17 protein-coding genes are annotated in these 24,896 nt (G+C 73.4%); 3 read left to right on the forward strand and 14 right to left on the reverse strand.

Features of this window, described 5'->3' with window-relative positions; all coding sequences use genetic code 11:
• Window positions 1-279 precede the first annotated feature (279 nt).
• The 3 genes from O0S08_RS40815 to O0S08_RS40825 form a co-directional block, all read right to left on the reverse strand.
• Window positions 280-1,122 carry a bile acid:sodium symporter family protein gene (locus tag O0S08_RS40815; protein WP_269034921.1) on the reverse strand — a complete coding sequence of 281 codons (843 nt, stop codon included), beginning with the start codon at window positions 1,120-1,122 and terminating at the stop codon, window positions 280-282.
• A gap of 138 nt (window positions 1,123-1,260) precedes the next feature.
• A complete protein-coding gene (locus tag O0S08_RS40820) occupies window positions 1,261-1,980 on the reverse strand; it encodes a metallopeptidase family protein (protein ID WP_269034922.1) in 720 nt (239 codons plus the stop codon).
• Window positions 1,977-3,461 carry an NlpC/P60 family protein gene (locus O0S08_RS40825; protein ID WP_269034923.1) on the reverse strand — a complete coding sequence of 495 codons (1,485 nt, stop codon included), beginning with the start codon at window positions 3,459-3,461 and terminating at the stop codon, window positions 1,977-1,979. The genes O0S08_RS40820 and O0S08_RS40825 overlap by 4 nt, the downstream gene beginning before the upstream one ends.
• A 748-nt stretch (window positions 3,462-4,209) precedes the next feature.
• Here O0S08_RS40825 and O0S08_RS40830 point away from each other — a divergent pair.
• Complete coding sequence (locus tag O0S08_RS40830) at window positions 4,210-5,454, forward strand: CapA family protein (protein WP_269034924.1); 1,245 nt, start codon at window positions 4,210-4,212, stop codon at window positions 5,452-5,454.
• Between the two features lie 115 nt (window positions 5,455-5,569).
• Here O0S08_RS40830 and O0S08_RS40835 read toward each other — a convergent pair whose 3' ends face one another.
• The 6 genes from O0S08_RS40835 to O0S08_RS40860 all read right to left on the reverse strand — a co-directional run bounded on the left by O0S08_RS40835 (window position 5,570) and on the right by O0S08_RS40860 (window position 13,265).
• Window positions 5,570-6,373, reverse strand: coding sequence for a PPK2 family polyphosphate kinase (locus O0S08_RS40835; protein ID WP_269034925.1), 804 nt, complete (start codon window positions 6,371-6,373; stop codon window positions 5,570-5,572).
• 197 nt (window positions 6,374-6,570) lie between these two features.
• On the reverse strand, window positions 6,571-8,142 hold the full coding sequence (locus tag O0S08_RS40840; protein ID WP_269034926.1) for a hypothetical protein: 1,572 nt from the start codon (window positions 8,140-8,142) through the stop codon (window positions 6,571-6,573).
• Window positions 8,143-8,209: 67 nt separating this feature from the next.
• Window positions 8,210-9,670 (reverse strand): adenylosuccinate synthetase, encoded by a 1,461-nt coding sequence (locus O0S08_RS40845; protein WP_269034927.1) that lies wholly within the window; start codon window positions 9,668-9,670, stop codon window positions 8,210-8,212.
• 821 nt (window positions 9,671-10,491) lie between these two features.
• The gene (locus tag O0S08_RS40850; protein WP_269034928.1) at window positions 10,492-11,244 is read right to left on the reverse strand and encodes a ferritin-like domain-containing protein; all 753 of its coding nucleotides are present in this window, start codon (window positions 11,242-11,244) and stop codon (window positions 10,492-10,494) included.
• Complete coding sequence (locus O0S08_RS40855) at window positions 11,241-12,446, reverse strand: hypothetical protein (RefSeq protein WP_269034929.1); 1,206 nt, start codon at window positions 12,444-12,446, stop codon at window positions 11,241-11,243. The genes O0S08_RS40850 and O0S08_RS40855 overlap by 4 nt, the downstream gene beginning before the upstream one ends.
• 129 nt (window positions 12,447-12,575) lie before the next feature.
• Entirely contained in the window at window positions 12,576-13,265 is a 690-nt protein-coding gene (locus O0S08_RS40860; RefSeq protein WP_269034930.1) for an SDR family NAD(P)-dependent oxidoreductase, read from the reverse strand.
• Window positions 13,266-13,627: 362 nt separating this feature from the next.
• Here O0S08_RS40860 and O0S08_RS40865 point away from each other — a divergent pair, with 362 nt between their 5' ends.
• Window positions 13,628-15,370, forward strand: coding sequence for an IgGFc-binding protein (locus O0S08_RS40865; RefSeq protein ID WP_269034931.1), 1,743 nt, complete (start codon window positions 13,628-13,630; stop codon window positions 15,368-15,370).
• An 82-nt stretch (window positions 15,371-15,452) separates the two neighbouring features.
• Here O0S08_RS40865 and O0S08_RS40870 read toward each other — a convergent pair whose 3' ends face one another.
• The 5 genes from O0S08_RS40870 to O0S08_RS40890 form a co-directional block, all read right to left on the reverse strand.
• Entirely contained in the window at window positions 15,453-18,278 is a 2,826-nt protein-coding gene (locus tag O0S08_RS40870; RefSeq protein ID WP_269034932.1) for a WD40 repeat domain-containing protein, read from the reverse strand.
• A gap of 35 nt (window positions 18,279-18,313) precedes the next feature.
• Entirely contained in the window at window positions 18,314-19,876 is a 1,563-nt protein-coding gene (locus tag O0S08_RS40875; RefSeq protein WP_269034933.1) for a serine hydrolase domain-containing protein, read from the reverse strand.
• Between the two features lie 97 nt (window positions 19,877-19,973).
• Complete coding sequence (locus O0S08_RS40880; protein ID WP_269034934.1) at window positions 19,974-20,951, reverse strand: DUF5914 domain-containing protein; 978 nt, start codon at window positions 20,949-20,951, stop codon at window positions 19,974-19,976.
• 284 nt (window positions 20,952-21,235) lie between these two features.
• Window positions 21,236-21,757, reverse strand: coding sequence for a hypothetical protein (locus tag O0S08_RS40885; protein WP_269034935.1), 522 nt, complete (start codon window positions 21,755-21,757; stop codon window positions 21,236-21,238).
• A 476-nt stretch (window positions 21,758-22,233) separates the two neighbouring features.
• Window positions 22,234-23,412 carry a lycopene cyclase family protein gene (locus tag O0S08_RS40890; RefSeq protein WP_269034936.1) on the reverse strand — a complete coding sequence of 393 codons (1,179 nt, stop codon included), beginning with the start codon at window positions 23,410-23,412 and terminating at the stop codon, window positions 22,234-22,236.
• 107 nt (window positions 23,413-23,519) lie between these two features.
• On the opposite strand from O0S08_RS40890, the gene O0S08_RS40895 reads away from it, so the two are divergent.
• Window positions 23,520-24,860 (forward strand): hypothetical protein, encoded by a 1,341-nt coding sequence (locus tag O0S08_RS40895; protein ID WP_269034937.1) that lies wholly within the window; start codon window positions 23,520-23,522, stop codon window positions 24,858-24,860.
• The last annotated feature ends 36 nt before the right edge of the window (window positions 24,861-24,896 follow it).

The raw sequence follows: 24,896 nt of genomic DNA on the forward strand, positions 1-24,896 counted from the left end.
TCCCCTCCTTGGAGGAGCCTATCGGTGTTCGTTCCAAGTTGTCGGCCACGCCTTCGCGGGGTCCTCACGCACAGGCCCTCGCGGGCGCCCCCGTAGAAGCCCCCTGCGGAGTCAGCGCACTCGCCGCACTGGCAGAGAATCAATGTTCACAGCGGCCGCGACGATGTTCCGCGATGCTGCGGTGCAACAAGGAGGGGCGGCGGCGCGGCCGCCGGAGGGGGTGCGGCGGGGGTCTACGGGTCCGCGCTGAAACGGATCGTCCTGACCCCCACGCGCGGCTCAGGCGGTCCGGCTCGTGCCGCGGTTGACGAGGTAACCGAACGCGGCCGCGGTGAAGAACATGATGAGGCTGTAGACGGCGGGCGGCACCGCCATGGTGGTGTTGTTGAGCAAGGACGGGGTGCTGGCGATGGCGATCGCCAGGGTGCCGTTGTGGATCCCGATCTCCATGCCGATCGCGATCGCCTGGCGCCTGGGCAGGCGGACCACCACCGGCACGAGGTAGCCGACGGCCATGCTGACGAGGTTGAAGGCGAGCGCGGCCAGGCCGACCTGCTGGAAGTACTCGACGACGTGGGCCCGCTCCTTGGCGACGGTGGCGGCGATGACGAGCAGGAGGAACACCGCCGAGAGGATCTTGACCGGCTTCTCGAGGCGGTCGGCGAGGTCCTGCTTCTTCGCCCGCACGAACATGCCGATGGCGACCGGCACGAGCACGATGGCGAACACCTGCACGACCTTGTCGAACTGCAGCGGGATGACCTTGCCCGCGCCCATGAAGTGCACGAGCGAGTAGTTGACGATGAACGGCAAGGTCAGCAGCGAGAGCACGCTGTTGACGGCGGTCAGGCTGATGTTGAGGGCCACGTCGCCCTTGGCGAGGTGGCTGAACAGGTTGGCCGTGGCGCCGCCCGGCGAGGCCGACAGCAGCATCAAGCCGACCGCGAGCGCCGGCGGGAGGTCGAAGCCGGTGGCGATCGCGAAGCACACCGCCGGCAAGATGAGCATCTGACAGAAGAGGCCGATGAACACCGGCTTCGGCATCAGGACGACGCGCTTGAAGTCTTCGAGCGTCAGGCTGAGGCCGAGGCCCAACATGATGACGCCGAGCGCGATGGGCATCAGGACCGCAGTAAGAACATTCGACTCCACGCGAGACCTCCGACGTTCGCACGATACCCCGACCCACACCCACACCCAAGCGCCGCGCCCGCGGGCCTTCAGGTGCAGGCGCGTGTCCGCGCGGCCGCAAGGGGTGGGTCAGTCGAGACCCAGGCGCTGCATGTCGTCCTCGTCGAGGCCGAAATAGTGGCCGATCTCGTGGAGGATGGTGACCTCGACCTGCTCGCGCAGCTCGTCCTCGTCGGCGAACATGGCCAGCAGATTCGCGTAATAAAGGACGATCCGGCTGGGAGCCGCGGCCGCCTCGAGGCCCCGCTGATGGAAGTGGTCGGGGCCCTCGAACAGGCCCAGCGCGCGCGGGTCGAAGCCGTCCTGCACGAGGTACTTGGCCGGCCGGGCCTCGAGCACCACCGGGACGTTGCCCAGGCGCTGCTTGAACTCTTCGGGCAGGTCCTCGAGGACAGCTTCGGCGACGCCGGCGATGAAGCGCTGGTCTTCCTTGGTGCCGATGCCGGCGCCGATGTCGTCGTGGGCGTCGAGGCGCAGGACCTCGAGGTAGTGGCGGATCATCGCCGGGCGCTCGTCCATGGCCTCGTGGACCTGGGCCAGGGCGTGGTGGGCGTCGGCGAAGCGCGGGTTGCCCGCGAGCGCGCGGCGGAAGTGCGGCTCGGCGGCCTCGGGGCCCTCGATCGTCCACACCAGGTCGCCGCGGAAGTAGTGGATCTCGGGGTGGTCCTGCCAGCCGGGGCTGGCCTCGTCGAGCAGCTCCAGCGCCTCGGCGGGGTCGTCGGCGGCGACGTCGGCGACGTCGTCGAGGAAGGCGTGGAGGGCGGGGTCTTCGGGCGGCCGGGACTTCACGGGCGGGGCTCCGGGGGAGGCGGGGCGAGGACGGTGATCTTGGAGATCCGCTGGACGAAGGCGCCGCGCGAGGTGCCGCGCCCGAGCTCGAGGTCGCTGACGTGGACGCCGTCGACCTTGAGCAGGGTCTCGCGCTCGCCGGCGGGGGCGCCGTCCGTACGGCCGGGGCACGGGACCAGGTACTCGGCGAAGGAGTGGATCGCCATCGCCGCGCCGGCGTCGTCGCGGCCGAGGTAGAGCATGATGTGCCCGGGGAAGTGCAGCAGGACGACGCCGCGCCGGTGGGCGGCGTCGATCCGCCGCAGCCGCTCGGCCTCGGGCAGGTCGGGCGCGAGCTCCTCGACCTCGCCCGCGATCGCCTGGTCGCTGGTGTGCCGCGGCAACACCAGGCCGAGGCCGCCGAACATGTCCATGAGGTAGCGCGAGCAGTCGCGGCCGCCGGCGTAGTCGCCCCAGCCGTAGGGCCGGTGCAGGAAGGAGAACGCCTCGGTCAGCACGGCCCGGCGCGTCAGCGGCCGCTCCCGGGCCGAGACCAGCGCGGCGTCGACGGGGCGCGTGACGACCCCGCCCGGGCCAGCCAGCAGCACCTCGCCGCGGCGGGCGGCGGTCGGCAAGAGGCTGGCGAATGGGACATGGATCTTTGGACCGGTCCTGGAGGACATGTCCTCGGGGACATCGAAGTCGCGGGCGGCGCGGACGAACGGGCCGTCGCTGAAGCGGCGGACCTGCTCGGGGGCGAGCGGCGGCGAGAGGGCGGCGCTGCCGAGGTCGATCCAGCCCATGACGTAGGGGGTGCGGGCGAGCGCGAGGCCGCCGTCCCAGGGCCGGAGGATCTGCACCGGCTCCTGCGCGCGGGCCATGCTGCACAGGTTGCGGTCGAAGGCGAGGTCGCGCGTGGGGGTGTAGTAGGGCTCGCGCTGCGGGGCGCAGCGGATCGGGATCAGGTCGAGGGCGACGCGCACCTCGACCGGCAGCTCGGCGAAGGCGCCGGCGTCGAGGACGGGCGTGAGCGCGGCGATCTGCTCCGGCGTCATGGCGGCGCCGTCGGGGTTGACGTAGGCGGCCGACTCGAACTTGCCGCGCAGGTAGCCGAGGCGCGTGTTGAGGTCGTCGGCGAGGCGCGCGGGGTCGACGGGCGCGAGCAGGTCGGCGCGGGCGCTGGCGCCGAAGAAGTCGCGGCGGGCGATCCGGGCGTTGTGGGCCGCGAGCTCGCGCGGGGTGAACAGCGGGCGGTCGAGGTCGGCGATCTGGGCGGTGCGCGCGAGCCAGTAGTCGAGCTGCTCGTGCTCGAGGGTCGTGCGCGGGAGCGGGTCGACGGCGACGCCGGTGGCCGGACAGTCGGCGACCGGCTCGGCAGGCCCGGCCCGCCGCTCGGCGCTGGCCGGCGGCGGGGCCTGCGGGGCAGACTCCGGCGGCGGAGTGCCGCAGGCGAGCCCGAGGAGGCCGCCGAGGAGGGCACCGCAGGGGAAGGCGGACTTCACGGGTCGCGGCAGTGTACGCGAAGCGGCCGGACGAGGAGAAATTCGCGGCCGAGCGAGCACATGCGCGCGCATGGGCAGAGGGCGGCGAGCGAGCGGGGTGCCGGCGCCCGTCGCGGCGGTCTCGGCGAGGCGCGGTGAAGGCCGGGACGGCGGCGATCCTGGCCGCAGGCGCTCGCGGGCGACCCGACCTCGGCGAGCACGAGGGGCGCGAAAAGCTGGTATGAGGTCGCTCGTGCGGTGCTTCGGGCGTTCGGGCACGAGCAGAGTTCGCCGGCGCGACGCGGTGAGCGCGGGACGAGCGGCGGACGGGTCGGACAGGGTCGGCCGTGAGCGCGTCGCGGCATGTCCTTTTGGGCATGTCTTGAAGGCCATTCGATCACGGCGAGGCTCGACGACCGCCGGCGGGGAGCGCCGAGCGGCGGGCGGGTCCTCGTTACAAGCAATGCTCGAGGCTCGCGGCTGCAAGGAGCGCGCGAGCGGGCTGCTGGCTGCGTTGGGGCTGGCGCTGGCTGTCGGCTGCGCCGGGCGCCCGCCGGAGGAGAGCGGGCGGGCCGAAGCAGGCGCGAGGCCCGGGTCGGCCGCCGGGCGCGGCTCGTCGGGGAATGAACGTTCGGACATGTCCGATCTGCCAGCACAGCCGCAGCCGCTGGCCGTCGGCGAGAGAGAGGCCGCGGACAAGAGGTCCGATGCCTCGGCCAGGACTACGTCCGGATCGACAGGTGCCGCGGCTGGAAATGGCGGAAAGGACATGTCCGCTGCGACAGGCGACGCCCGGGCCGTGGGCTCGCCGGCCACGGGCGGTGGAGAGGACATGTCCGTGGCGACAGGTGCGGCCGGACCGGCCGCCGGCGGAGCGACGGCGAGCGCTCCCCTGCCCTCGCCGCGAGCCATGCCGGCGGGCTACCTGGCGTTCTCGCGGGCGTGCGAGCCGGGCGAGCGGATCGTGGTGGCGGCGGTCGGCGACCTGCTGCTGCACCACGAGCTGCAGATCCAGGCGACCCTGGCGAAGCGGCGGTTCCGCGTGCTGTGGGAGAACGTCGAGGACCTGCTGGCCGCGGCCGATCTCACCTACGCCAACCTCGAGGTGCCGCTGGCGGCCGGGGTGCTGCGCTCGGGGGAAGAGGTCGCGGACCCGGGCCTGGTGTTCGACCGCAAGGTCTACACGGCGTACCCGCGCTTCAACGTCCACCCGTCGCTGGCGCTCGACCTGGTGACCAGCGGCTTCGACGTGGTGTCGACGGCGAACAACCACGCGCTCGACCGCGGGCCGCTCGGGGTCGACAAGACGCTGACGGCGCTCGACGCGGCCAAGCTGCCGCACACCGGGACGCGCGCGCGCGGCCAGGCGGGGCCGTGGCACACGGTGACGAAGGCGGGGTCGTTCACGGTGGCGTGGCTGGCCTGCACGCTGCACACCAACATGATCGCGGACGAGGCGGGGCAGGTGCTGCGCTGCTTCGACACGCCGACGGGGGTGGCCGACGCTGTGCGCGCTCTGGCGCGGACGCCGGGGATCGACGCAGTGATCGTGACGCCGCACTGGGGCAAGGAGTACGCGCCGGCGGCGACGAAGCAGCAGACGGAGTTCGCCCGCCGCTGGGCCGAGGCGGGGGCGACGGCGATCATCGGCAACCACCCGCACGTGCTGCAGCCGTGGGAGTCGCTGACGACCGGCGACGGCCGCGAGGTGCTGGTCGCCTACTCGCTCGGCAACTTCGTCAGCCATCAGCCGGAGCTGCCCAAGCGGTCGACGGCGATCGTGTACTTCGGCCTCGGCCGCGCGGGGAAAGGGCCGGCGTTCGTCACCGGTGCCGGCTACGTGCCGGTGCACGTGCGCCAGACCGGCGAGGAGTTCTTCGCCGAGGCGATCGACCGCGTCGGCGGGCCGGACGACAGCCGCGCGCACATCGTCGCCAACTTCGGCGCGGCCAACCTGCTGGCCGCGGACAAGCCGATCGAGGTGACGCCGCAGTGCCGACCGCCGCGCGAGTAGCCGGGCATCAAGCGCTCGCGCAGCTCGTGCTCCGCGCGCGCCAGCATAAGTGGTTCGCCTTCCAGCTCTCGCGCCGCGTTGCCCTGGACTCGAGAGGACGCAGCAGCGTGGCGCGTCAGACGATCGTGGTGCCGGCCAGGCCGGGCGGGCTCGTCGGGTACTCGAGGTCCATGTGCTCGAGGGCGCGGACGACGATGCGGGCGACCAGGTAGTTGCGGAACCACTTGCGGTCGGCGGGGATCACGTGCCAGGGCGCGTCGTCGGTCGAGGTGCGGACGAAGATCTGCTGGTAGACGGCGGTGAAGTCGTCCCACAGCGCCCGCGCCTTGAGGTCGTGCGGGTCGAACTTCCAGTGCTTGTCGGGGCTGTCGAGCCGCTCCTGCAGCCGCTTGCGCTGCTCGTCCTTGCTGATGTGGAGGAAGAACTTGAGCACGCAGGTGCCCGAGTCGTGCAGCAGCTCCTCGAAGCGGCGGATGTGGTCGTAGCGCGGCTCGACGACGTGCTTCGGCAGCAGCTTCTCCACCGTCGGGACCAGGATGTCCTCGTAGTGTGAGCGGTTGAAGATGGCGACGTGGCCGGCCGCGGGGACGTGGTGGTGGATCCGCCACAGGAAGTCGTGCGCGCGTTCGAGCTCGTTCGGCGCCTTGAACGCCATCACGTGGGTGCCGAGCGGGTTGAAGCCCCCCGCCACGTGCTTGATCGTGCCGTCCTTGCCGCTGGCGTCGCGGCCCTGCAAGATGAGCAGCAGCGACCGCTTGCGCTCGGCGTACAGCCGCTCCTGCAGGTCCTGCATGCGCACCAGGAGACCCGGCAGCTCGGCCTCGGCCTCGCTCCGCTCGAGGCCCCCGTTGTCGTCGGGCTCGTAGCCGCTGAGCTTGGCCCCTCCCGCTCCCCGGACCCGGTAGTCGTCGAGATCCATGGAGTTGTTCTTGCGCGATCGACGGCGAATGTCCACCCGGGTCGACAGGCCGCCCGCGCGCCGGGCGAGGCCGCGCGTGCGGCTGTCCTCTCGGACAGGGTCGAAGAGTCAGCATGTTCTTCAGGACATGGTGTTTTAGCCATGTCCTGAAGGACTTGTGATGCGAGCCCGCCGGGGCAATGCCCCGGCCGCGGAGGTCAGCGACGGCCCGCGCGCGTCGGTCGCGGGGCGGCCGAGGGGCGCGGGGACGAGGGACGCGGCGCCGGATGCGAGCCGCCGGGGCGCGAGCCGCCGGGACGCGCTTCGGGGCGCGGGGTCGGACGCGGGGTCGGACGCGACTCCGGCGGGCGCGGGCTCGGCATCGGCCGCGACTCGGGCGGGCGCGGGCGCGACTCAGGCACCGGACGCGGCTGCGGGCGCGGTTCGGGCCGCGGGCGCGACTCCGGCTGCGGTCGCTCCGGTCGAGGAGCCGAGCCGGGCTCGGGCCGCGGGAACGGCCGCGGGGTCGGCAGGGCGCCGGGGGTCGGCCGGTTGCCCGGGTCGGGCCGCGTGCCGGGATCGGGCCGCGGAACCGTCGGATCGGGCCGCGTGCCGGGGTTCGGCCGCGGGATCGGCACCGGACGGTCCGGATAGTCGGGCCGCGTGCCCGGGTTGGGCCGCGGGATCGGCACCGGCCGGTCCGGCCGCGTCGGGTCCGGCCGCGTGCCCGGGTCGGGCCGCGGGATCGGCACCGGCCGGTCCGGATAGTCGGGACGCGTGCCCGGGTCGGGCCGCGGGATCGGCACCGGCCGGTCCGGCCGCGTCGGGTCCGGCCGCGGGATCGTCGGATCGGGGCGGTCGGGATCGGGCCGCGGGACGGGCACCGGCCGCTCGCCTGGATCGGGCCGGGGCACAGTCGGGTCGGGCCGCGGGACCGTCGGATCGGGGCGATCAGGACGGTCGGGCAGCGGCTGGCCGCCAGGGCCGGGCACCGGGCGCGTGCCGGGAGGCGGGACCGGGATCGGCTGGCCGCCGGGGCCCGGGACCGGGCGCGTGCTCGGCGGCGGCACCGGGACGGGCTGGCCGCCGGGGCCCGGGACGGGTCGGGTGCCCGGAGGGACAGGTTCGGGCAAGGGCTGGCCGCCGGGGCCGGGCATCGGCCGCGTGCCCGGCATCTCGGGGCGGTCGGGGTAGTCGGGATAGTCGGGGTACGGGCGGCTCGGCGGCGGGACCGGCATGGGCCGACCGCCGGGTCGCGGGTACGGGCGCACGCCGGGACGCCCCGCGGGCACCGGCAGGATCGGGCGATAGCTGGTGTCGGCGTAGCTGTGGAAGCCGTCGGTGCGCGCGCCGCCCCAGTACCAGCCGGCGCCGTAGCAGCCGTCGCCCCAGCTGTACTGGCGCGCCGGATAGGCGCCGTTCCACACGTAGATCAGCGCGGTCGGCGGGGTCCAGTAGTAGACCCACGTGTGCATCTCCGGGCTGAAGAAGACGAGGTGGCCCTCGATGTTGTAGTAGGGCCGCCCGGCCCAGGTGACCCGCGGGTACGAGTCGATGGGCATCGTCGACAGGTGCGTGTACTCGACCAGCTCGAGCTGCTGGCTGTCGTACATCTCGTAACCGACGACGACGGAGGACCGGGTGCCGCACACCGACTCGCAAGTGCCAGTGCCGGTGCTGTAACCGTAGCCGCCGACCGTCGTCACCCGGGTGTCCCGGGCCTGGGGATAGACGCTGTAGTAGGTGCAGCCGGAGCCGCCGAGGAGCGCCGCGACGGCGATCGCAGCCAACGAGAGGAACCGAAACCGAGAACCACTCATAAAATGACCGACTCTCGATAATAAAAACTGTTCATGATCACCTTCGCTTCCCCGATTCGTCGCGTTCCTCGAATGCAGACCATCCTCGCTGGTCGCTCGCGCGCGGGCCCCAGGCCGTGGCGGCGATCCGGACGCCCAGTTCGAGGGCGACGAAGTCGAGGAATTCGCCGGCTTCCCGGCTGTCCGGGCCGTTCCAGCCGAGCAATCGACGCCAGCTCGGACGGGCCTCCGCGAGCGCTCGAGTGGCCTCGGCGCGGCTCTCCAGGCTGCCGGTCGCCGGGACGAAATCGCGCACCTCCGCGCCGTCTCTGAAGCTCCAGGCGTCGCAGACAGAGATCTGCTTCCGGCCGGCGAGACGGTCGAGGTGGGTGACGACGAGGCCGTCGACGCGACCGGCGATGGCGAGGCCGAGGCGCGCGGCGACGAGGTCGAACCAGCCGACGCGCATCGGGCCCTGCCAGGGGCCCGGGAGGTTGTGCGATTCGGGCAGGTCGAGCGACGGATCTTCGGCGACGAAGGGGCCGGGGCCGTGGCGGGTGCCGTAGGCCCGGAGCACGCCGAGCCGGCGCAGCGGCGGCGCCGACGGGACCTCGGCGCAGAGGGCCTCGGCCTGGGCGAAGCTGACCGCCGACGGGGTGACGAAGGGGAAGAAGCCGCGATCGGCGTCGAGCAGCGCGCCGTGGGCGCCCTCGAAGATCACGGCCTCGGGGCCCTCCTGCAGGGCAGCGCGCAGCTGCTCGCCCTCGTCGACGAGCAGGCGCGCGGCGATCCCGAGGTAGGCGTCGGCGACGACGTCGGCGAGGTCGGGGCGCGCGAGCTCGGCGACGAGCGGAGCGATCGCCGGCGCGGACGCGGCCTCGGCGAGCTGCTCGGCGCGGTCGAGCTTGAGCAGCTGGATCTGCCGCAACACCCGGACCAGGCCCGGGCGATCGCCGGTCAGCGCGCCGACGCGGAGGCACACCGCGTGCGGGTTGTGAGCGTCGCGCCAGGCTGGCCCGACGCCGAGGCCGCAGCTGCCGTGACGAGCTGTCCCTCGGGACAGCTCCTCGATGCGGCCGAGCAGGCGGTGGAACGGGGTGACGACGGCGCACCGGCGATCGACGACGAGGCCGGACCACGGATCGGCGAGGCCGGCGTCGCACAGGACGTCGGCCTCGCGGGCGAGCGCCAGCGGCTCGACGAGCATGAAGCGGCTCAGACAGCTGCGCGCCCCGGCGAGCGCGCCGGCGCCGAACTGGGCGAAGCAGTGGACGCGGCCCTCGGGGTCGACGACGTGGTGGGCCGCCTGCGGGCCGCCGTTGAAGCGGACCACCAGCGGCCGGCGCCCGCCCGCACGCGCGCGCGCGAGGGCGTCGACGACCGCGCCCTTGCCCTCGTCGCCGAAGCCGCAGCCGAGGACGGCGACAGGTCCTTCGGGACAGGTTCGAAGTGCCAGGCCACCGACCACGGACGCGTCGACGCAGGCTGGCACGAGCTGGCCGCGACGGTCAAGCCGCACGACCGCGCGCGGATCGGGGCGCGCGGCGACGTCCCGGCGGGCAGCGAAAGACTTCTTCAGCGAGTGAGCGAGCGCGGACGCAGAGGTGGTGGCTGTCGGCGGAGGAAGAAAGCGACGAGCGCCAGGACGCGCCGCGAGCGTGCCGCCGACGACGATGCGTCGGCGGCGCGCCGGCGCCAGGCGCCGTACTCGAGAGTGTCACCCAACCGTCTTCCACGACCTCGCCCTCCGAACGGTGAGACGTCAACGACTCGGCTCTCGGGCGCTGTACTTGAGCGTGCCGCCCGCTCCTCGGCCACGACATCGCGCTCGGCGGGTGCGCCGACGCCTCGGCGATAGGCCCCTCACTCGAGCGGACCGTCGACACGTCGCCCACGACCTCGCTCGCCACGCCGATCATCCGCCTTGCTCGAGCTTGGCGCCGCAACTCGTCGACGACCTTGCCTCACGGCAGATGCGCCGACGCCTCGGCGACACGCCCTCACCCGCCGTGCTCGAGCGGACCGTCGGCACGTAGCCCGCGACCTCGCTCGTCACGCCGCTCCACCCGCCTTGCTCGAGCTTGGCGCCGCCACTCGTCGACGACCTTGCCTCACGGCAGATGCGCCGGTGCCTCGGCGATAGGCCCCTCACCCGCCGTGCTCGAGCAGACCATCGACTCGTCGCCCACGTCCTCGCCCTCCAGGGAGATGAGCATCAGCGACGCGAGCCTCACCCGCCGTGCTCGGGTCTGCCACCGCGACTCGTCAAAGACCTTGCGTCCGCCGACCTCGAGCGGGTCGCCGCACTCGCCGACGACCTCGCTTCACAGTCGCGTCGCTTCAGGCGCTGTACTTGAGCGTGCCGCCGACCACCAGCGCCGCATGTCTCTTGAGCCAGGCCGTCACTGCGTCGCGGTGGCGCAGCTCCTGGGCCAGCGGCTCGCGCAGCTTGGTTGCCAGCGCGGCCTCGCCGAAGTCGTCGGCGAGGTCGACCAGCTGCTCCCACGAGGCGCTGTCGACCAGCTCGGCCACGAGGTGAGCGTGGAGCGCCTGCGGCAAGGTCGTGCGCGGGTCGGACACGACCTGGACGATGCCGGCCAGCTCGACGCCGGCGAGGTCGGCCGACGGGGTGACGGCGGTCGGGTCGGCGCCGAGGTTGATGAGGACGTCCTGCAGCAGCGCGAAGTGATGCGCCTCGTCGGCGCGGAACTGCGCCAGCTCCTCGAGCGTGGGCCCGCGGTCCCAGCTGCCCTGCGCCTCGAGCTTGGCCAGCAGCGCGTCGAACAGGCGCACGCCGGTGCGCTCGAACGCGAGGCGCTCGCCGAGCTTGTCGAGCAGGAGGTGGACGCGGTGGCGCCGCAACACCGCGCCGCCGACGTGCTCGACCACGCGCAGGCTCGCGGGCGCCGGCATGTGGCCGATCAGGCCGACCTCGCCGGCGTACTGCCGCCGCACCTCCGACAGCGCGCGCGCGCAGCCGGGCGAGCTCGGGGCGTCGCGCGCCCCCTCGACCACTGCGGGTCCGTCGGTCGGCGAGAGGTAGATGCCGGTGCGGTTGAGGACGAGGTCGGTGGGTCGTCGAGCGCGGTTCATGATCCGGTCGCTTTCAGCGGGGGGAGGACGGAGGCGTCGCGGATCCGCGGGTCCGCGAGCTCGGTGCCGGGCGACCAGCGATAGCCGGCGGCCACGGTCTCGGACGGCGAGCCCTCGCGCTCCAGCTGGGCGCGGTAGCTCTGGGTGGCCCGCGACTCGGCGTCGCGCGGGACGAACTCGGTGCCGGCGGCCCCGAGCTCGGCCTCGGCGGCGAGCACCTCGCGGATGAACGCGCGCTCGCCGACGAACCCGAGCGGCTCGCTCAAGCTCGTGGGCACGACCTCCGAGGCGTCGCGCATCTCGGTCTTCTCGTACAGCTCGCGGACGATCCGCAGGTGCTCGAGCTCGTAGGCGAGGAAGCGGTCCCAGACCGCGCGCACCCGCGGGTTCGACTCCGACGCCAGGCAGCCCCAGTACAGGTGGACCTCGGCGGCCTCTTGCAACAGCCACTGCTCGAGCCACGTCTCGGCGGGGTCGACCAGCGACTCGCACTGTGTGACGTGCTGCTCCTTGACCGAGGCGAGCTCGGCGTAGAGCTGGCGCGCGACCGGGTCGGCGAAGGTCGGGCCGACGTCGAGGTAGTGCTCCCGGGCGTGACAGGCGATCGCGGCGGCCAGCCGCACGTGCAGCTTGGTGAGCGGCGCGGCGGCGTAGCGGTCGTACCAGCGCCGCAGGTCGTCCTCGGGCGCGCGGTGCTGGGTCGCGGTCGGCCGGCCCGGGCGGATGTCCGTGTACGACTGCAAGATCGCGTTGGCGTCGCGGCCCTCGAGGCGGTCCATCAGCGCGGCGAGGCGATAGAGGTGATCGAAGTCCTCGAGCAGGCCGAAGCGCAGCGCCTGGGCGACGTACGGGTCGGGCTCGCAGCGGGCGATCCTCGCCCCGACCTCGACCGCGGCCTGGGCGACGGCGATCGAGCACTCGAGCGGCGACTGATCGGCGGGCTGCAGCCAGCGCAGCAGCGTGGCCTGGTGGTGCTCGACGCGACGGATGTCGGCGAGGAGGATCCGGTGCTCGGCGCCGAAGCGGACGGCGGCGTGCTGAAACCGGACCGCCGCCTGTTCGACGGCGTGGCCGACGATCAGCCGCACGCGCGTGAAGGCCTCGTCGTCGAGCTTGCTGATCGGCTCGCGCACCAGGTCCTTCCACGTGAACACCTGGCGCGCGAGCGGGGTGCCATGCTCTCGCAGCAGATCGAGGGTCATGGCCAGAGATGTGACCGGGTCGGTCGACCAGGCAAGCTCAGGCGCGGCGCCGACGGCGAGGGACGGCGCGAGCGCCGGAGCCCCGGGTCGCAGCAGAGCCGGCCGTCGTCGGCGAGGCCGGCGCCGCGGTCATCGCGCGCCGCGATCGACGAGCTCGCCGCTCATGCTCCGGGCCGCGTCGCTGGCGAGGAACACCAGGTCGTCGGCGCCGAGCTCGGGGTCTTCGCCGGGGACGACCGCGTTGACGCGGACCTTCACGCGCGCGAGGTTGTGGGCGAGCGAGCGCGTGCAGGTGCCGATCGCGGCCCGGATCGCCTCCTCGTCGCGCACCGGGTCCCCGGGCGGCCGCGGTGACGCGGTGTTGATGATGCTCGCACCTGACCTGTCGCGCAGGTGCGGCAGCAACCGCCGCGTCAGGAAGAACAACGAGAAGAAGCTCGGGGGCGACCGGCGCGCGACCAGGTTGTTGACCAGCACGTCGACGCCGCCGAAGCGCTCGATCACCCCGGCCACCAGCGCCTCGCAGAAGCCGGGGTCGTCGACGTCGCCGCACACCGCCAGGCAGGCGCGGCCCTCGCGCTCGACCGCGCGCACCAGGGCGTGGGCGTCACCGTGCCCGGCCAGATGGGTGAAGGCGACGTCGGCCCCCTCGCGGGCGAACCGGACCGCGGCCGCGCGACCGATCGCGGTGTCGCCCCCGGTGATCAGCGCGACCTTCCCGACCAGCGCTCCGACCCGCCGGGTCGCCGGCGACGAGGACTCGCGCGACAGGCCCGGGCGCGGCGGGTCGGCAGCGGAAATTTCGGCGGGATCGTCCATATCCCGGGTCTTTGGGCGGGGTCCGTCGGCCTCGCAAGGAAAAGCGCGGGGACCTGTGATCCGTTGCGTACCCTCGTGACACTACCTCGGAGCGACGACCGAGCCGGGCGCGGTCGTGCGCCGCTCCGGTGGTATTCCGGGCGACTATCCCGGCCCTCGTCGAACAGCCGCCCTTATCCTATCTCCGCGGCTCCGATCGGCGCTATTCGTATTGGACATGTCCGTTAGGACATGTGAGGCTGGAGAGTCATTTAGCGGCGTATGAGCCCGCGGTCGCTGAGGGACGACTTAACTCACGGACCTCAGCGCCCGCCGCGGACGCCGCCCCACGGCGGCCGTTTATGGCCTGCTATCGTGCGGGCATGCGTACCTGCTTGAGGCTTATCGCAGCGATCTCGTTCATCGCCGCCTGCGGCGATACGACGGCAAACACCGGCACGAGCGAGGGGACGAGCTCGACCGGTGAGTCGACGTCTTCGTCGTCCACGACCCCCGACACCCCGACGACCACCGGGACCACCGCGCCGACCGATTGCGCGCCCGACACGGTCGTGTGCGTCACCGAGACCGAGGTGTCCGTGTGCGGGCCCGACGGCCAGCTCGGCGCGGCGACCCCCTGCCCCGCCGGAGGCGTCTGCGTCGCGGAGCTCGGCTGCACGGGCTGCGAGCCCGGGTCGGTCCGCTGCGACGGCGAGCAGCTGCAGCAGTGCAGCGACGCGGGCGAGTGGCAGATCCAGCAGACGTGCAGCGCGGCGCAGGGGCTCGCCTGCGACCCCGGCGCGATGGCCTGCACCGGCGCGTGCGCGCCCGAATCGCTGCCGTGGACGGCCTCGGGCTGCGAGTTCTACGCGCTGACGGCCCTGCAGCTCAACCAGAACGGCGGGATCTTCGCGATCGTGGTCGAGAACCCCAACGACGACCCCGCGACGATCACGGTCAGTCAGAACGACGACTTCATGCCGGTGATCGAGACGGTCGACGGCCACAGCCACCGCGTGATCGAGCTGCCCTACACGATGGGGCTGTTCAACGCCCTGGTCGGCAAGCTCATCTACGACGGCGGCTACCGCGTCGAGAGCGACCTGCCGGTGCGGGTGATCCAGTACAACACCATCAACCTCTCGGCCTCGAGCGACAGCTCGCTGCTGTGGCCGCGGCACACCTGGGGCACCGACTACTTCGTCGCCTCGTACGCGCCCACGGACGTCCAGACCGGCTTCTACCACGGCGCCTGGGCGGCGGTCGCCGGCGCCGACGAGATGTCGGTCGAGGCCATCGCGCTGCCCGGCACCAAGTCGAAGGCCGCGCCGGGCATCGGCGTCGACGGCAACGGCAAGGCCCCGCTCAACACCGGCGACGTCCTGCAGCTCGTCAGCGCCGACGACGGCGACCTCACCGGCACGCGCCTGGTCGCGGACAAGCCGATCGAGGTGCTCGGCGGCCACGAGTGCAGCTTCGTGCCGGCCGGCACCGGCTACTGCGACCACCTCGAGGACATGATGCTGCCGGTGTCGCAGCTCGGCACCGAGTACGTGATCGTCGCGCCCGCCCACGCAAACCCGCCGACCGAGCGCCGCGACCAGGTCGTGCGCGTGATCGCCACCGAGGCCGACACCACGCTGGCGTTCGAGCCGCAGCCCCCGGGCGCCCCGACGACGATCGCCAACCCCGGCGAGTACGTGGAGCTCGAGCCGACCAACCAGAACTACTTGCTCATCAGCGACAAGCCGGTGCTGGTGACGCAGTACATGGTCGGGCAGACGTACGACGGCGAGTACACCGACCCATCGATGCTCGCGACCCTGCCGGTGAGCCGCTGGCACGACACCCACTACGTCCACACGCTGCCCGACTGGCTCCCGGTCGACATCGACATCACGCTGCCGACCGGCGCGACGGTGACCGTCGACGGCATGCCGATCGCCGGCCTCCAGGACATCGGCGACTCGTCCTACCAGACCGCCCACGTCCGCTTCTACGAGGACCCCGGCCTGGTCGAGGTCGCCTCCGACCAACCGATCGCCGTGAGCGTCTACGCCGTCCGCTCGGACACCCCCGCCACCAGCTTCTGGCACAGCGCCGGCGGCTCCCTCGCCCAGCCTTGAGGTGATCTTCGGAGCATGCTCTTGCGGACATGCTCCGAAGAGCATGCCCTTCAGAGCATGCTTTGAAGGACATGTAGCGGCCTCACGGCGCGAGGCGCAGCGGCGGGGCTGCGTCGTCGCCGGCGAGCGCGCGCGCGACCAGGCCGGCGACGTGGAGGCCGTCCCACGCCAACCGGCCCGGGGCCACGAACTCCTCGCCGACCCCGCGGACGCGCGCGAGCAAATGATCTGGTGCGTCGTCGCTGCCGTCCATCGCCCCGGTGCGGCCGAGCGCCAGCCAGCCGCCCGACAGCAGCGAGGCGACGGTGAGCCGGCCGGTCAGCGCGGCGTCGTTGTCGTGCACGAGCACCCGCCCGTAGCCCGTCAAGAACAGGTGCTTGCCGTCGTCCGCGACCGCGACCTCCAGCAAGCCGGCCAGCGCGTCGCTCTTCAGGTCGTCCCGCGCGCCGGTGTGCGGGCGCCAGCGCGTCAGCGCCCCGTCTCCGCGCAGCACCAGCACCTCCTCGCCCGCGGCCGCGAGCCACGTGCCCCAGGCGCCGAGGGCGAGCTCGTGGATGTCCTCGGGGCCAGGTCCGTCGAGCCACCTGGCCCGCACCCGCACGCTCTCCGGCGTGCGGTCGGGCTGGACCAGCCAGGCGACGAACGAGCCGTCGGACGCGAAGGCGACGCGGTGCACCTTGTCGTCGAGGCTGGCCACGACCTCACCGCCGGCGGCGCGGACGATCTTCAGCGGCGAATCGTGGCGCCAGCTGGCGATCCACCGCCCGTCGGGGCTGAGCTGCAGGCCGGTCGGGTCGTCGAGCCGCAACGGGTGGCGCGTCCCGGCCGGCAGCTCGATCCGCTCGATCGTCCGGCCCCGATCGTCCTTCATGCCCACGAGGACATGTCCAGAAGTTCTGCTGAACTGCACCTCGCTGGCGAACGGCGAGGCCCGGGTCGGCACGCGCGCGAGCGCCTGGGGCGAGCCGACCTGGCGGATCTCCAGGGCCTCACCGGTGTGCACCGCGACGTGCGAGGCCGTCGGCGACAGCGCCAACACCTGTTGCCGGTCGTCGGCGACGAGCTCGAGCCGGCGGCGCGCGACCAGGTCCCAGGCGACCACCGGCTCGCCGACGGTGAACTGGGCGAACACGCGGCCGTCGCTCGAGATCCACGGGCGCACCGGACCGGTGCGGGGCTTGAGCGCGAGCGGCTGCGGCGGGCTGGCGGGCGCGATCAGCTGGACCGCGCCGTAGAGGTCGGCCATCACCACCGCGCCGCTCGGTGACACCGCGAAGTACTGATCGGGCAGCCCGTCCTCGAGGTGCAGGGCGATCGGCGCGCCGGTCCTCGCGTCGCGCAGTCGGACCCCATTCATACCGCCGCCGGTGACCACCAGCCTCGCGTCGGGCGACAGGGCCGCAGCCGTCGCGCGCCCGCAGCTCTCGCGCTCCTCGGCGGTGGCCTCACGCGGCGGCTCGCCGGGCTCGGCGTAGCGGTTGACGACGCGCCGGGCCTCCTCTGCGCTGCAGTGCGGTCGCACGTGCTTGCGCAGGGCACCGGTGCGGGCGTCCCAGATCAGGATGTCGCCGTGCTCGTGCACCGCCACCAGCTGCGCGCCGTCGGGGCTGAAGCGCAGCGCCAGCGCGCTGTTGAGGTCGGGGTTGGCGCCCATGGGCCGGCGCTCGACGTACTTCCAGGCGAACGCGAGCTCGCGCGGCTTGCCCCCGCCGCGGTCGAACAGCCGCACCTTGCCGTCGGAGCCGCCGACGGCGATCCGCGATCCGTCGGCCGTCAGCGCCAGAGAGGTCGGCCAGGTCGGCGAGTCGCGCAGGATGTTGTCATGGCGGGTGCCCCGGCCGGCTCGATAGACGCGGGTGATCGTCGGCGTGGTGCCGGCCAGCGCGAACCGCTGCAGCGGCGCCCCGGCGGCGTCCCACAGCACGATCTCGCGGCCGTGGGCGGCCAGCACCCTCATGGCGGCGCCCGAGCCGGCCACCGCGAGCGCGTACATGGGCGCGTCGGCCTGCGCAGCGATCCGTCGCATGACTGCCCCTGAGGACATGTCCTGAAAGACAAGCGCGCCGGCCTCGTCGCGCACCAGAGTGCGACCGTCGTCCGAGAACGCGGCGACCTCGGCCGGGTGGGTGAAGCGGAGCCGACGCGTCAGCGGCATGCCCGGCTCGGCCGCGACCAGGTCGAGCGCTCCCGTCTGGCTGACCCCGTAGTCGAACGCCGGCGTGTAGCGACGGACCAGCGCCAGCCGACCGTCGCGCCACAGCACCTGGTTCGTGTACCAGGTCTCGACCGCGACCACGTCCACCGCCCCGCCGCGCTCGCGCAGCAGGGTCCGCGCCCGCGACCACCAGCGCCGGGCCCCGACCGCGTCGCCCCGCCGCCACTGCAGCTCGCCGGCCTGGGCGAGCTCGGCCGGGCCCGCGTGGACGGGTGCGTCGAGCGGTTCACCGATCGCGGCGGACTCCCGGGAAAAGATGTCGCTCAGCTCCCGCACTGCCGCCGCGTCCGACGGCTCCTTCGGCAACGAGGCGATGCGCGCGTCGAGCGCCGCCACCCAGTCCGACTGCCCCAGGCGCACAGCCTCCGCACGACCCGCAGTCAACGCCGCGCGGGCGGCCTCCAGCGCGCCCTGGTCGATCAGCGGCTCGACCCATGCGGACAGCGACGATGCGTCGGGCGCGAGCGCGAACACCCGCCCGCGATGCGCCGCGGCGACGTCGAGGGCCCCGAGCCGCTCCGCCTGCGCCGCCTGCTCGCGCCAGCACTCGACCGAGCCACACCCCGAGGGAGTGCCCGTGCTCTCGCCCCCACCCGCGACGGGCCTCGCCTCCGGCGTCGGCTCGTCGGGCGGCGCGCTCGCGCGGGAGCAGGTGCCGAAGGCGAGCAGGAGCGCGGGGACGATCGATCGCATCACTGTCGTCTACGCACTCGCTGCGAGCCGCGATCTTACTCGACCCGCGCGCCGACGAAGACGTGTCCTCGGAGGTCGCTGGCGCGCGCGTCGGCGCCGACGAACAGGAAGGTGAAGCCGCCCAGCTCGGGCCGACCCGCGACGAAGCGGCCGTCGCCGGCGTGCCCCAGCGGGACGTCCGTGAGCAGCAGCCCGGGCGCCGACAGGCGCAGACCCGACCCGTGCGCCGAGATCGTCACCTCCTCGTCGAACCGATCGGCGCGGTACGTGCCGGTGTAGAGGTGCGCGGGCCCCATCGCCGCCGCGCGCTCGGGCGCGACCTCCAGCAGCTCCTGCAACACGGTGGCGAGGGTCATGCGCAGCGGGTCGCCGTCGTTGCTCAGCGCCGCCGCGGCGAACCGTCGATCTGGCGCGAAGACCAGGTCGGCCGCGAAGTCCCCGGTCGCGCCGCTGTGGCCGTAGATGGGCGACCCGCCGGCCCCCACGCGCGCGCGCACGCCGAGGCCGTAGCGCTCGCCCGGCCGCTCCAGGGTCGGCACGTCGGCGGCCAGCAGCTCGCGCCGGGCCGCGGGCGACAGCGGCGAGCGGCCGGGGTCGACCAGGTCGCGGGCCAGCGTCACGAGCTCGGCCGCCGAGACGATCGCCCCGCCGGCCGGCGCGGTCCAGCGGGCGTCACCTGTCCCGAGCGCCAGGTCGTCGACGACGCTGAACGCCCGCGCCTGCTCGCCGCGCCCGAGGTGGCCGCAGGCCGCGCCTGTCCGCAAGGCCATCTCGGGCTCGACGATGGCCGCGTCCAGCCCCAGCGGCGCCAGCAGCTCGTCGGCGAGCAGCCGGGTATAGCCCTCCCCGCGCAGCTGCTCGAGCGCGGCGCCCACGACCGCGTAACCGTCGCTCGAGTAGCTCCACAGCGCCCCCGGCTCGCGCCACAGCGGCCGCTCGCCGAGGGCGGTCAGCCACTCGCTGCCGAGCTCGAGCGGCGACGGGTCCGGCAGCCCCGCGGTGTGCGTCAGCAGCTGCCGCCAGGTGATCGTCCCGGCCCGCTCGTCGACCCCCGCGGCCAGCTCCGGCAAGACGCGCACGACCTCGTCGTCGAGGTCGAGTCGCCCGGCGTCTGCCTGACGCAGCACCAGCGCCGCGGTCAACAGCTTGGTGATCGAGCCGACGCGGAAGCGCGTGGCGGCGGTGACTTCCTGGCCTCCGAGACATGCGACCCCCGCGGTGGCCACGAACGGCGGCCCGTCGCCCTCGACGATCGCCAGGCTCGCGCCGACCCCCGCCAGGTTGTGGTACTCGGCGCAAAAGGCCGCGACGATGCGGGCGTAGCGCGCCGGCGCCCCGGCGTTACGCCGAAGGCACGCGGCCCGGCGGTCGCTCCGCTCCTCCCCCCCACGAGCGGCCCCTCGCTCGCCCCCGTCCTCGGCTCCCCCCGTCCCTTGCCGCCCGTTCCCTGACCCGACCACGGGCGCAGCGGCGAGCTCCGTGGCCTCGATGCCGCCGTGCCCGTGCGCGGCCGCCTCGCACGCGAGGATCAGCGCGCACCACCCGACCCACGCGCGCCGCGGCGCCCCCGTAGACCTTCCCTTTCGGGCATGTTTCAACGAACATGTCTCTTTAAACATGCATTTTAACACATGTCCGAAGAGGCTCTCCTCGCCGGCGGCGATCCGCGCCCCGCGCATCGCCGGGGGCCCTCGCCTACTCCGCCTCGCCGCGGATCGTCCGCAGCCGCACCGGCGCGCGGGCGCGCTGGCGGAAGCGGCGCTCGGCGTAGGCGACGTCCTCGACCCACAGCCGGGCCGCACGGCGCTCGATCAGCGGGCGCAGCAGGCGACCTGCCCCGAGGGCCAGCTTGAAGCCGGGGCGCTCCGACGTCGCCAGCGTCGCCTCGAGCACCGCGCAGCGGCCGGGCCCGAGCGGCGTCGCGTGGGTCTCGACGACCGAGCCGACGCCCTCGCCGCCGACGATCGTCATCACGATCGTGCGCCGGTCGGGGCAGTGGAACGTGGCGTCGACCTCGACCGCTAGCGGCCCGAGCACGCGGTAGGCGACGCGGACCAGCAGGTGGTCGGGCTCGTCGGCCAGCACCTTGAGGCGGGCGAACGAGTGCGGGTGGTAGTGGGCGCCGTGCCATGGGTCGAGGCGGTTGGCGAGGATGTCCGAAGAGTCACATTCGGCCTCCATCCGCACCACCCCGGCCAGGAACCGGGCCGGTCGCGGGGCCAGGATCGGCGCCGGCGTCGGCGCATCCTCTGTCTCTTCGGACAGCTGCACCCACACCAGCACGCCGTCGTCGTGGGCCGGCAGCGGATGCCAGCGGCCGTGCGGCTCGTCGCCGAGCTCGAGCCCGTGCCACGGGCAGACCAGGTTGTCGCCGCGGACCCGCGCGCACGCCAGCGACCCGCCCATGTGCGGGCAAGCCTCGGGCGCTGCGCGCACGCTGCCGTCGCTGGCCCGCCACAACACCAGCTCGTGGCCGTCGATCGTGTAGGCGCGCGGGCTGCGGCCGATCTGCTCGCGCGCGTCGACGGCGAACCAGCCGCCGCCCGGCAGCGCCAGCGCCCGCTGCAGCGCCTTCTCGATCCGCCCCGGGTTGGCCTGCACCCAGTCGGGCGCCTCGCTGTGGGCCTCGTCCGGAGCGGCGGGGGGATTGCCGAAGGTGTAGAGGCGCGCCATCGGAGGGAGCGCCAGTGTACTATGGGCGCGCCCCTTCGGCACGAGACGCCGGGTCCGGAACCATGTCCGGTCGCGACCGAGTCTGCGACCGGAACGAAGCTCCACGACGGCCCGTGCCACTCGCTCGAACAGCTCCGCGAGGGCTCCCGAGCGCGTCGGCCCTGGCAGCAACCACGGCGCGACGCGCCGGCAGAGACGCGCGGCGCGGACCGCCCGCCCTGCAGGCGACGCGCAAGCCGAGCCGGCCGAGCGCGTCGCCCGGCCCGGACGAGGAGCACTGCGCGCTACCACACCGCGAACGCGGAGCAGTCCAGCGCGTCGAGCGAGCCCGTGTGGCTGAGCGGGATCAACTTCGTGCTGTTGTTGGCGAGCGGGCCCGAGGTGTTGCCGATGAAGGGCGCGGGGCTGCCGAAATAGTGGGTGACCGTGTACTGGATGAGGGCGCCGGACGGGATATTCGTGCCGATCGAGCAACCCTCCGAGGCCAGCGTGGAGAGCCGGGCGTTCGGGTTGAAGATCGTCGGGAAGGTGATGTCGCAGCACAGCGTCGCGAAGCCCTTCGCCGGATCGGGGCGGTCGGTCAGAGCGTCGATGTCCTGGTCGGCGAGGCCGCCGGCGGCCGCCTCGGCCGCCTCCGCCTCCTCGGCCTCCTCGGCGGCGAGCTTGTCGCTGGCCTCGACGTCGTCGAGCGCGGCGAGCTCCGCCTCCTGAGCGGGGTCGTCACAGGCGGTCGCGAGCAGCGCGAACGGCAGGGCGAGCGCGAACATCCGGAACGAGCGATGGGTGATGCGATACGTGATGGTCATCGTGATTTCCTCTCTCTGACGAGCAATCCGCGCGACCACTCGTCGCCCCGCCGATGGGCGGATGCAACGTTTCGTCGCGCTCGATCGCTAGGTGTCCCCTGTCGGCGGAACAATTGCCGCATCGCGAATCTTTCTTGATGCGAGGACGATCGGCTCATTCGAATGGGTGGGGTCCAGGACGGACTTCGGGCCGCACCCGAGCGCACGGCCGCACGGCCGCGGCGGTGTGGCCGGGCGCGGCTCGTCGCATTCCCGCGGGAATGCGGCGAGAAAGATCCCCCACCCCAGCCGATCGATTCGACGACCCGGTGAGAATGCGTCGACGCGGGGCTCTTCACGCTCACGCCCGGGCCGGAGCGGCGAGCTGACTGCTCGTCATTTCAATCGAGGCGCCGCGGCGCGTCGGATACCCTGTCCATTCGTCCGGGGAGAACTACCCGTGCATTCGCTGCGGCCGCGTCGGCGTGAATGCGGCGTCAGGTCGCCGCGCGCAGCCACAGCGCCCGCGAGCGCACCACCGCCGCCGTCATCTCGGCCATCGGCGTCGCCAGCATCACCCGCGGGTAATCGAGCGGCCCCGCGTGGTCGCTGAGGAAGCGACACAGCAGGTCGGGCGGCAGGCGCTCGAACAGGTCGACCAGCAGCGGCGGCCCGCGGGAGGGCGTGCGCTGCAGGTGGGCCAGCAGCACCCGGTCCATCGCCACCGCCGCGGTCGGCCGGGGCGCGGGCACCCGCGGCGGCGCACCTGGCCTTTCGAACAGCTCGCACGCCAGCAGCTGCGAGGCCCGCTGGATCGCCTGGAACGCGTAGCCGGTCGAGCCCTTGGCCAGGCCGCCGCGCAGGCCGAGGTGGATCACCCGCGGGCCGGAGCGCAGCGACGCCGGCCGGCTCGTCATCGCGATCGCCCCCCGCTCGCGCCACAGCACCGTCGGCGCCGCCAGACCGAAGCGGCTCCGCAGGTAGCCGCGCAGGTCGTCCTCGTAGGTCGCGTCGGGCAGGCTCGCCGGCGAGATGTAGGTCGTCTCGACCAGCGCGCGGGTCGGCGAGAACGGCAGGACGTACATGAAGTGGATCCCGCGCGACTGGTCGACCGCGAAGTCCATCAACGTCGGCACCTCGGGGTCGAACACCGGCGTCGGCGCCTCGACCTCCCAGCCGACGAAGTGCTGCAGCAGGTCGACCTCGTCGCCGCCGCTCGCCGGCATCGGCGCCGGGCGGCTGTCGAACACCAGCCGCGCGCGCACCACCTCGCCGTCGCTCACCACCTCGCACTCGCCCGCGGCCTCGCGGATCTCCTGCACAGCGGCGCCGCGGCGCAGCTCGATCTCCGGAAACTTCGAGAGTGTCTCGAGGGCCATGTCGTAAAAGACATCCGACGGCACGTGCTCGTACGGGTGCGCCGCGGTGCCGCGGACCAGCGAGCGGTCGGCGTCGGCGACGCGCCAGCGGGTCCAGCGGTGGCGGACCGCGGCGGCGAACGGGTGATCGACGAAGCGCCAGTAGCACCACGTGCGGTCGCGGGCGTGCCGCGCGCGCGGCTCGATCAACACCACGCGCGGGCAAGCGACCCCGCGGCGACGGGCCTGCAGGGCGATCTGCACCGCGAGGCTGAGGCCCGCACAGCCGGCCCCGGCGATCACGTAGTCCGCGCGCACCGCCACATCTATGGCCCAGGCCAGGCCCGATCTCAAGCCGCCGGGAGCTCCTCGCGGGGTGATCGCCGCGAGCACGACCCGCGATCCTTAATGCTAACGTCGGCCGCATGCGCGACCTCCGGCTGCTCCGCCGACGCCTGCACACCGCCCTGACCTCGGGGCTCTTGCTCGCCGCCTGCGGCCCGGCTCCGACGCCCGCGCCGGCCGAGGCTGCCAAGGCCGCGCCCGCCAAGGCCGCCGCGCCCGAGGCCGCGCCCGCCAGGGTCGAGGCGACGCCTGTGGCCGCTCCCCCGCCCGCGCCGGCCGGCCCGCAGTACCCGGCGCGCACCGGGATGGATCCGTACGACCCTGACGGCCTCGAGGAGGAGGGCTGCACCAACGGCGACTGGTGCGGCTCGCCCGAGGCCGCCAACAAGTTCCGCGCCCCGCAGGCGACCGACGAGATCGGCTGCCCGACCCGCCTCATCGGCCGCCCCGACCCGGGAGTCGGCCCCAACGACAAGACCTACAAGGGCCTGTCGATGAACCCGATGATGATGGGCCGCCTGCGCAAGATCGCCACCGGCGACAAGCGCAAGGCCACCGGCGACCAGCAGATCTGCTGCTACCACTGGTTCGACTACTGCAGCGGCCGCCCGCTGCTGACCGCCGGCGACGACGCGGTGGCCGCGCCCGTCCTGCCCGGAAGTACATGGCTCGCGGAGCAGGTCCCTCAGGACATGCTCGGAGAGCCAGGCGAGGACGAGCGCGCGCTGCTGGCCGCCGCCTGGCTGGAGGACGCGCAGATGGAGCACGCCTCGGTCGCCGCGTTCGCCCGCGCCGCGCTCGAGCTGATGGCCGTGGGCGCCCCGCCGGAGCTGCTGGCCGGCTGCGCCGAGGCCGGGCTCGACGAGGTCCGGCACGCGCAGGTGTGCTTCGCGCTGGCGGCCGCGTACGGCGGCGTCGCGCTCGGGCCGGGCCCGCTGCCGGCGGTGCAGCCCCGCGCGGGCGGCCTGGTCGCGCTGGCCCGCGACACCTTCCGCGAGGGCTGCGTCGGCGAGACGATCGCCGCGCTCACGGCTCTGCGCGGCCGACGCGGCTGCCAGGCTGCGGCCGCGGACGTCGCCCTGGCGGCGATCGCCGCGGATGAGACGCGTCACGCCGAGCTCGCCTGGGCGACCGTCGCGTGGGCGATCGACGTCGGCGGCCTCGAGGTCGCCGCGGCGGTGCGCGCAGTCGCGACCGAGCTGCGAGCCGCCGCGTTCGTCGACGAGCCGCTCGCGGGCGAGGCCGACCTGCGCCGCTTCGGTCGCCTCGGCCCGCAGGAGCGTGTCGACACCCGCCGCGCCGCGTGGACGGGCATCCTCGATCGCATGCTCGCGCTGGTGCTGGGCGACGCGGACGAGGTCGCCGGCCCGCAGCCCGATCGCGCCGAAGCCGCGAGCTCGGACGCGAACATGAGCGCCTGAATTGCGGCGCGGTGGCGCACCCGCCTATGATCGCGG

It is taken from the genome of Nannocystis punicea (assembly GCF_026965555.1).
In the GTDB taxonomy this organism is placed as follows: Bacteria; Myxococcota_A; Polyangia; order Nannocystales; family Nannocystaceae; genus Nannocystis; species Nannocystis punicea.

Excerpts from the sequence above, each read along its gene's own strand:
- O0S08_RS40850 (WP_269034928.1), bottom strand. The coding sequence starts at position 11,244 with ATGAACCGCGCTCGACGACCCACCGACCTCGTCCTCAACCGCACCGGC.
- O0S08_RS40860 (WP_269034930.1), bottom strand. The coding sequence starts at position 13,265 with ATGGACGATCCCGCCGAAATTTCCGCTGCCGACCCGCCGCGCCCGGGC.
- O0S08_RS40855 (WP_269034929.1), bottom strand. The coding sequence starts at position 12,446 with ATGACCCTCGATCTGCTGCGAGAGCATGGCACCCCGCTCGCGCGCCAG.
- O0S08_RS40815 (WP_269034921.1), bottom strand. The coding sequence starts at position 1,122 with ATGCCCATCGCGCTCGGCGTCATCATGTTGGGCCTCGGCCTCAGCCTG.
- O0S08_RS40865 (WP_269034931.1), top strand. The coding sequence starts at position 13,628 with ATGCGTACCTGCTTGAGGCTTATCGCAGCGATCTCGTTCATCGCCGCC.
- O0S08_RS40870 (WP_269034932.1), bottom strand. The coding sequence starts at position 18,278 with ATGCGATCGATCGTCCCCGCGCTCCTGCTCGCCTTCGGCACCTGCTCC.
- O0S08_RS40835 (WP_269034925.1), bottom strand. The coding sequence starts at position 6,373 with ATGGATCTCGACGACTACCGGGTCCGGGGAGCGGGAGGGGCCAAGCTC.
- O0S08_RS40880 (WP_269034934.1), bottom strand. The coding sequence starts at position 20,951 with ATGGCGCGCCTCTACACCTTCGGCAATCCCCCCGCCGCTCCGGACGAG.
- O0S08_RS40895 (WP_269034937.1), top strand. The coding sequence starts at position 23,520 with ATGCGCGACCTCCGGCTGCTCCGCCGACGCCTGCACACCGCCCTGACC.
- O0S08_RS40885 (WP_269034935.1), bottom strand. The coding sequence starts at position 21,757 with ATGACCATCACGTATCGCATCACCCATCGCTCGTTCCGGATGTTCGCG.
- O0S08_RS40830 (WP_269034924.1), top strand. The coding sequence starts at position 4,210 with ATGTCCGCTGCGACAGGCGACGCCCGGGCCGTGGGCTCGCCGGCCACG.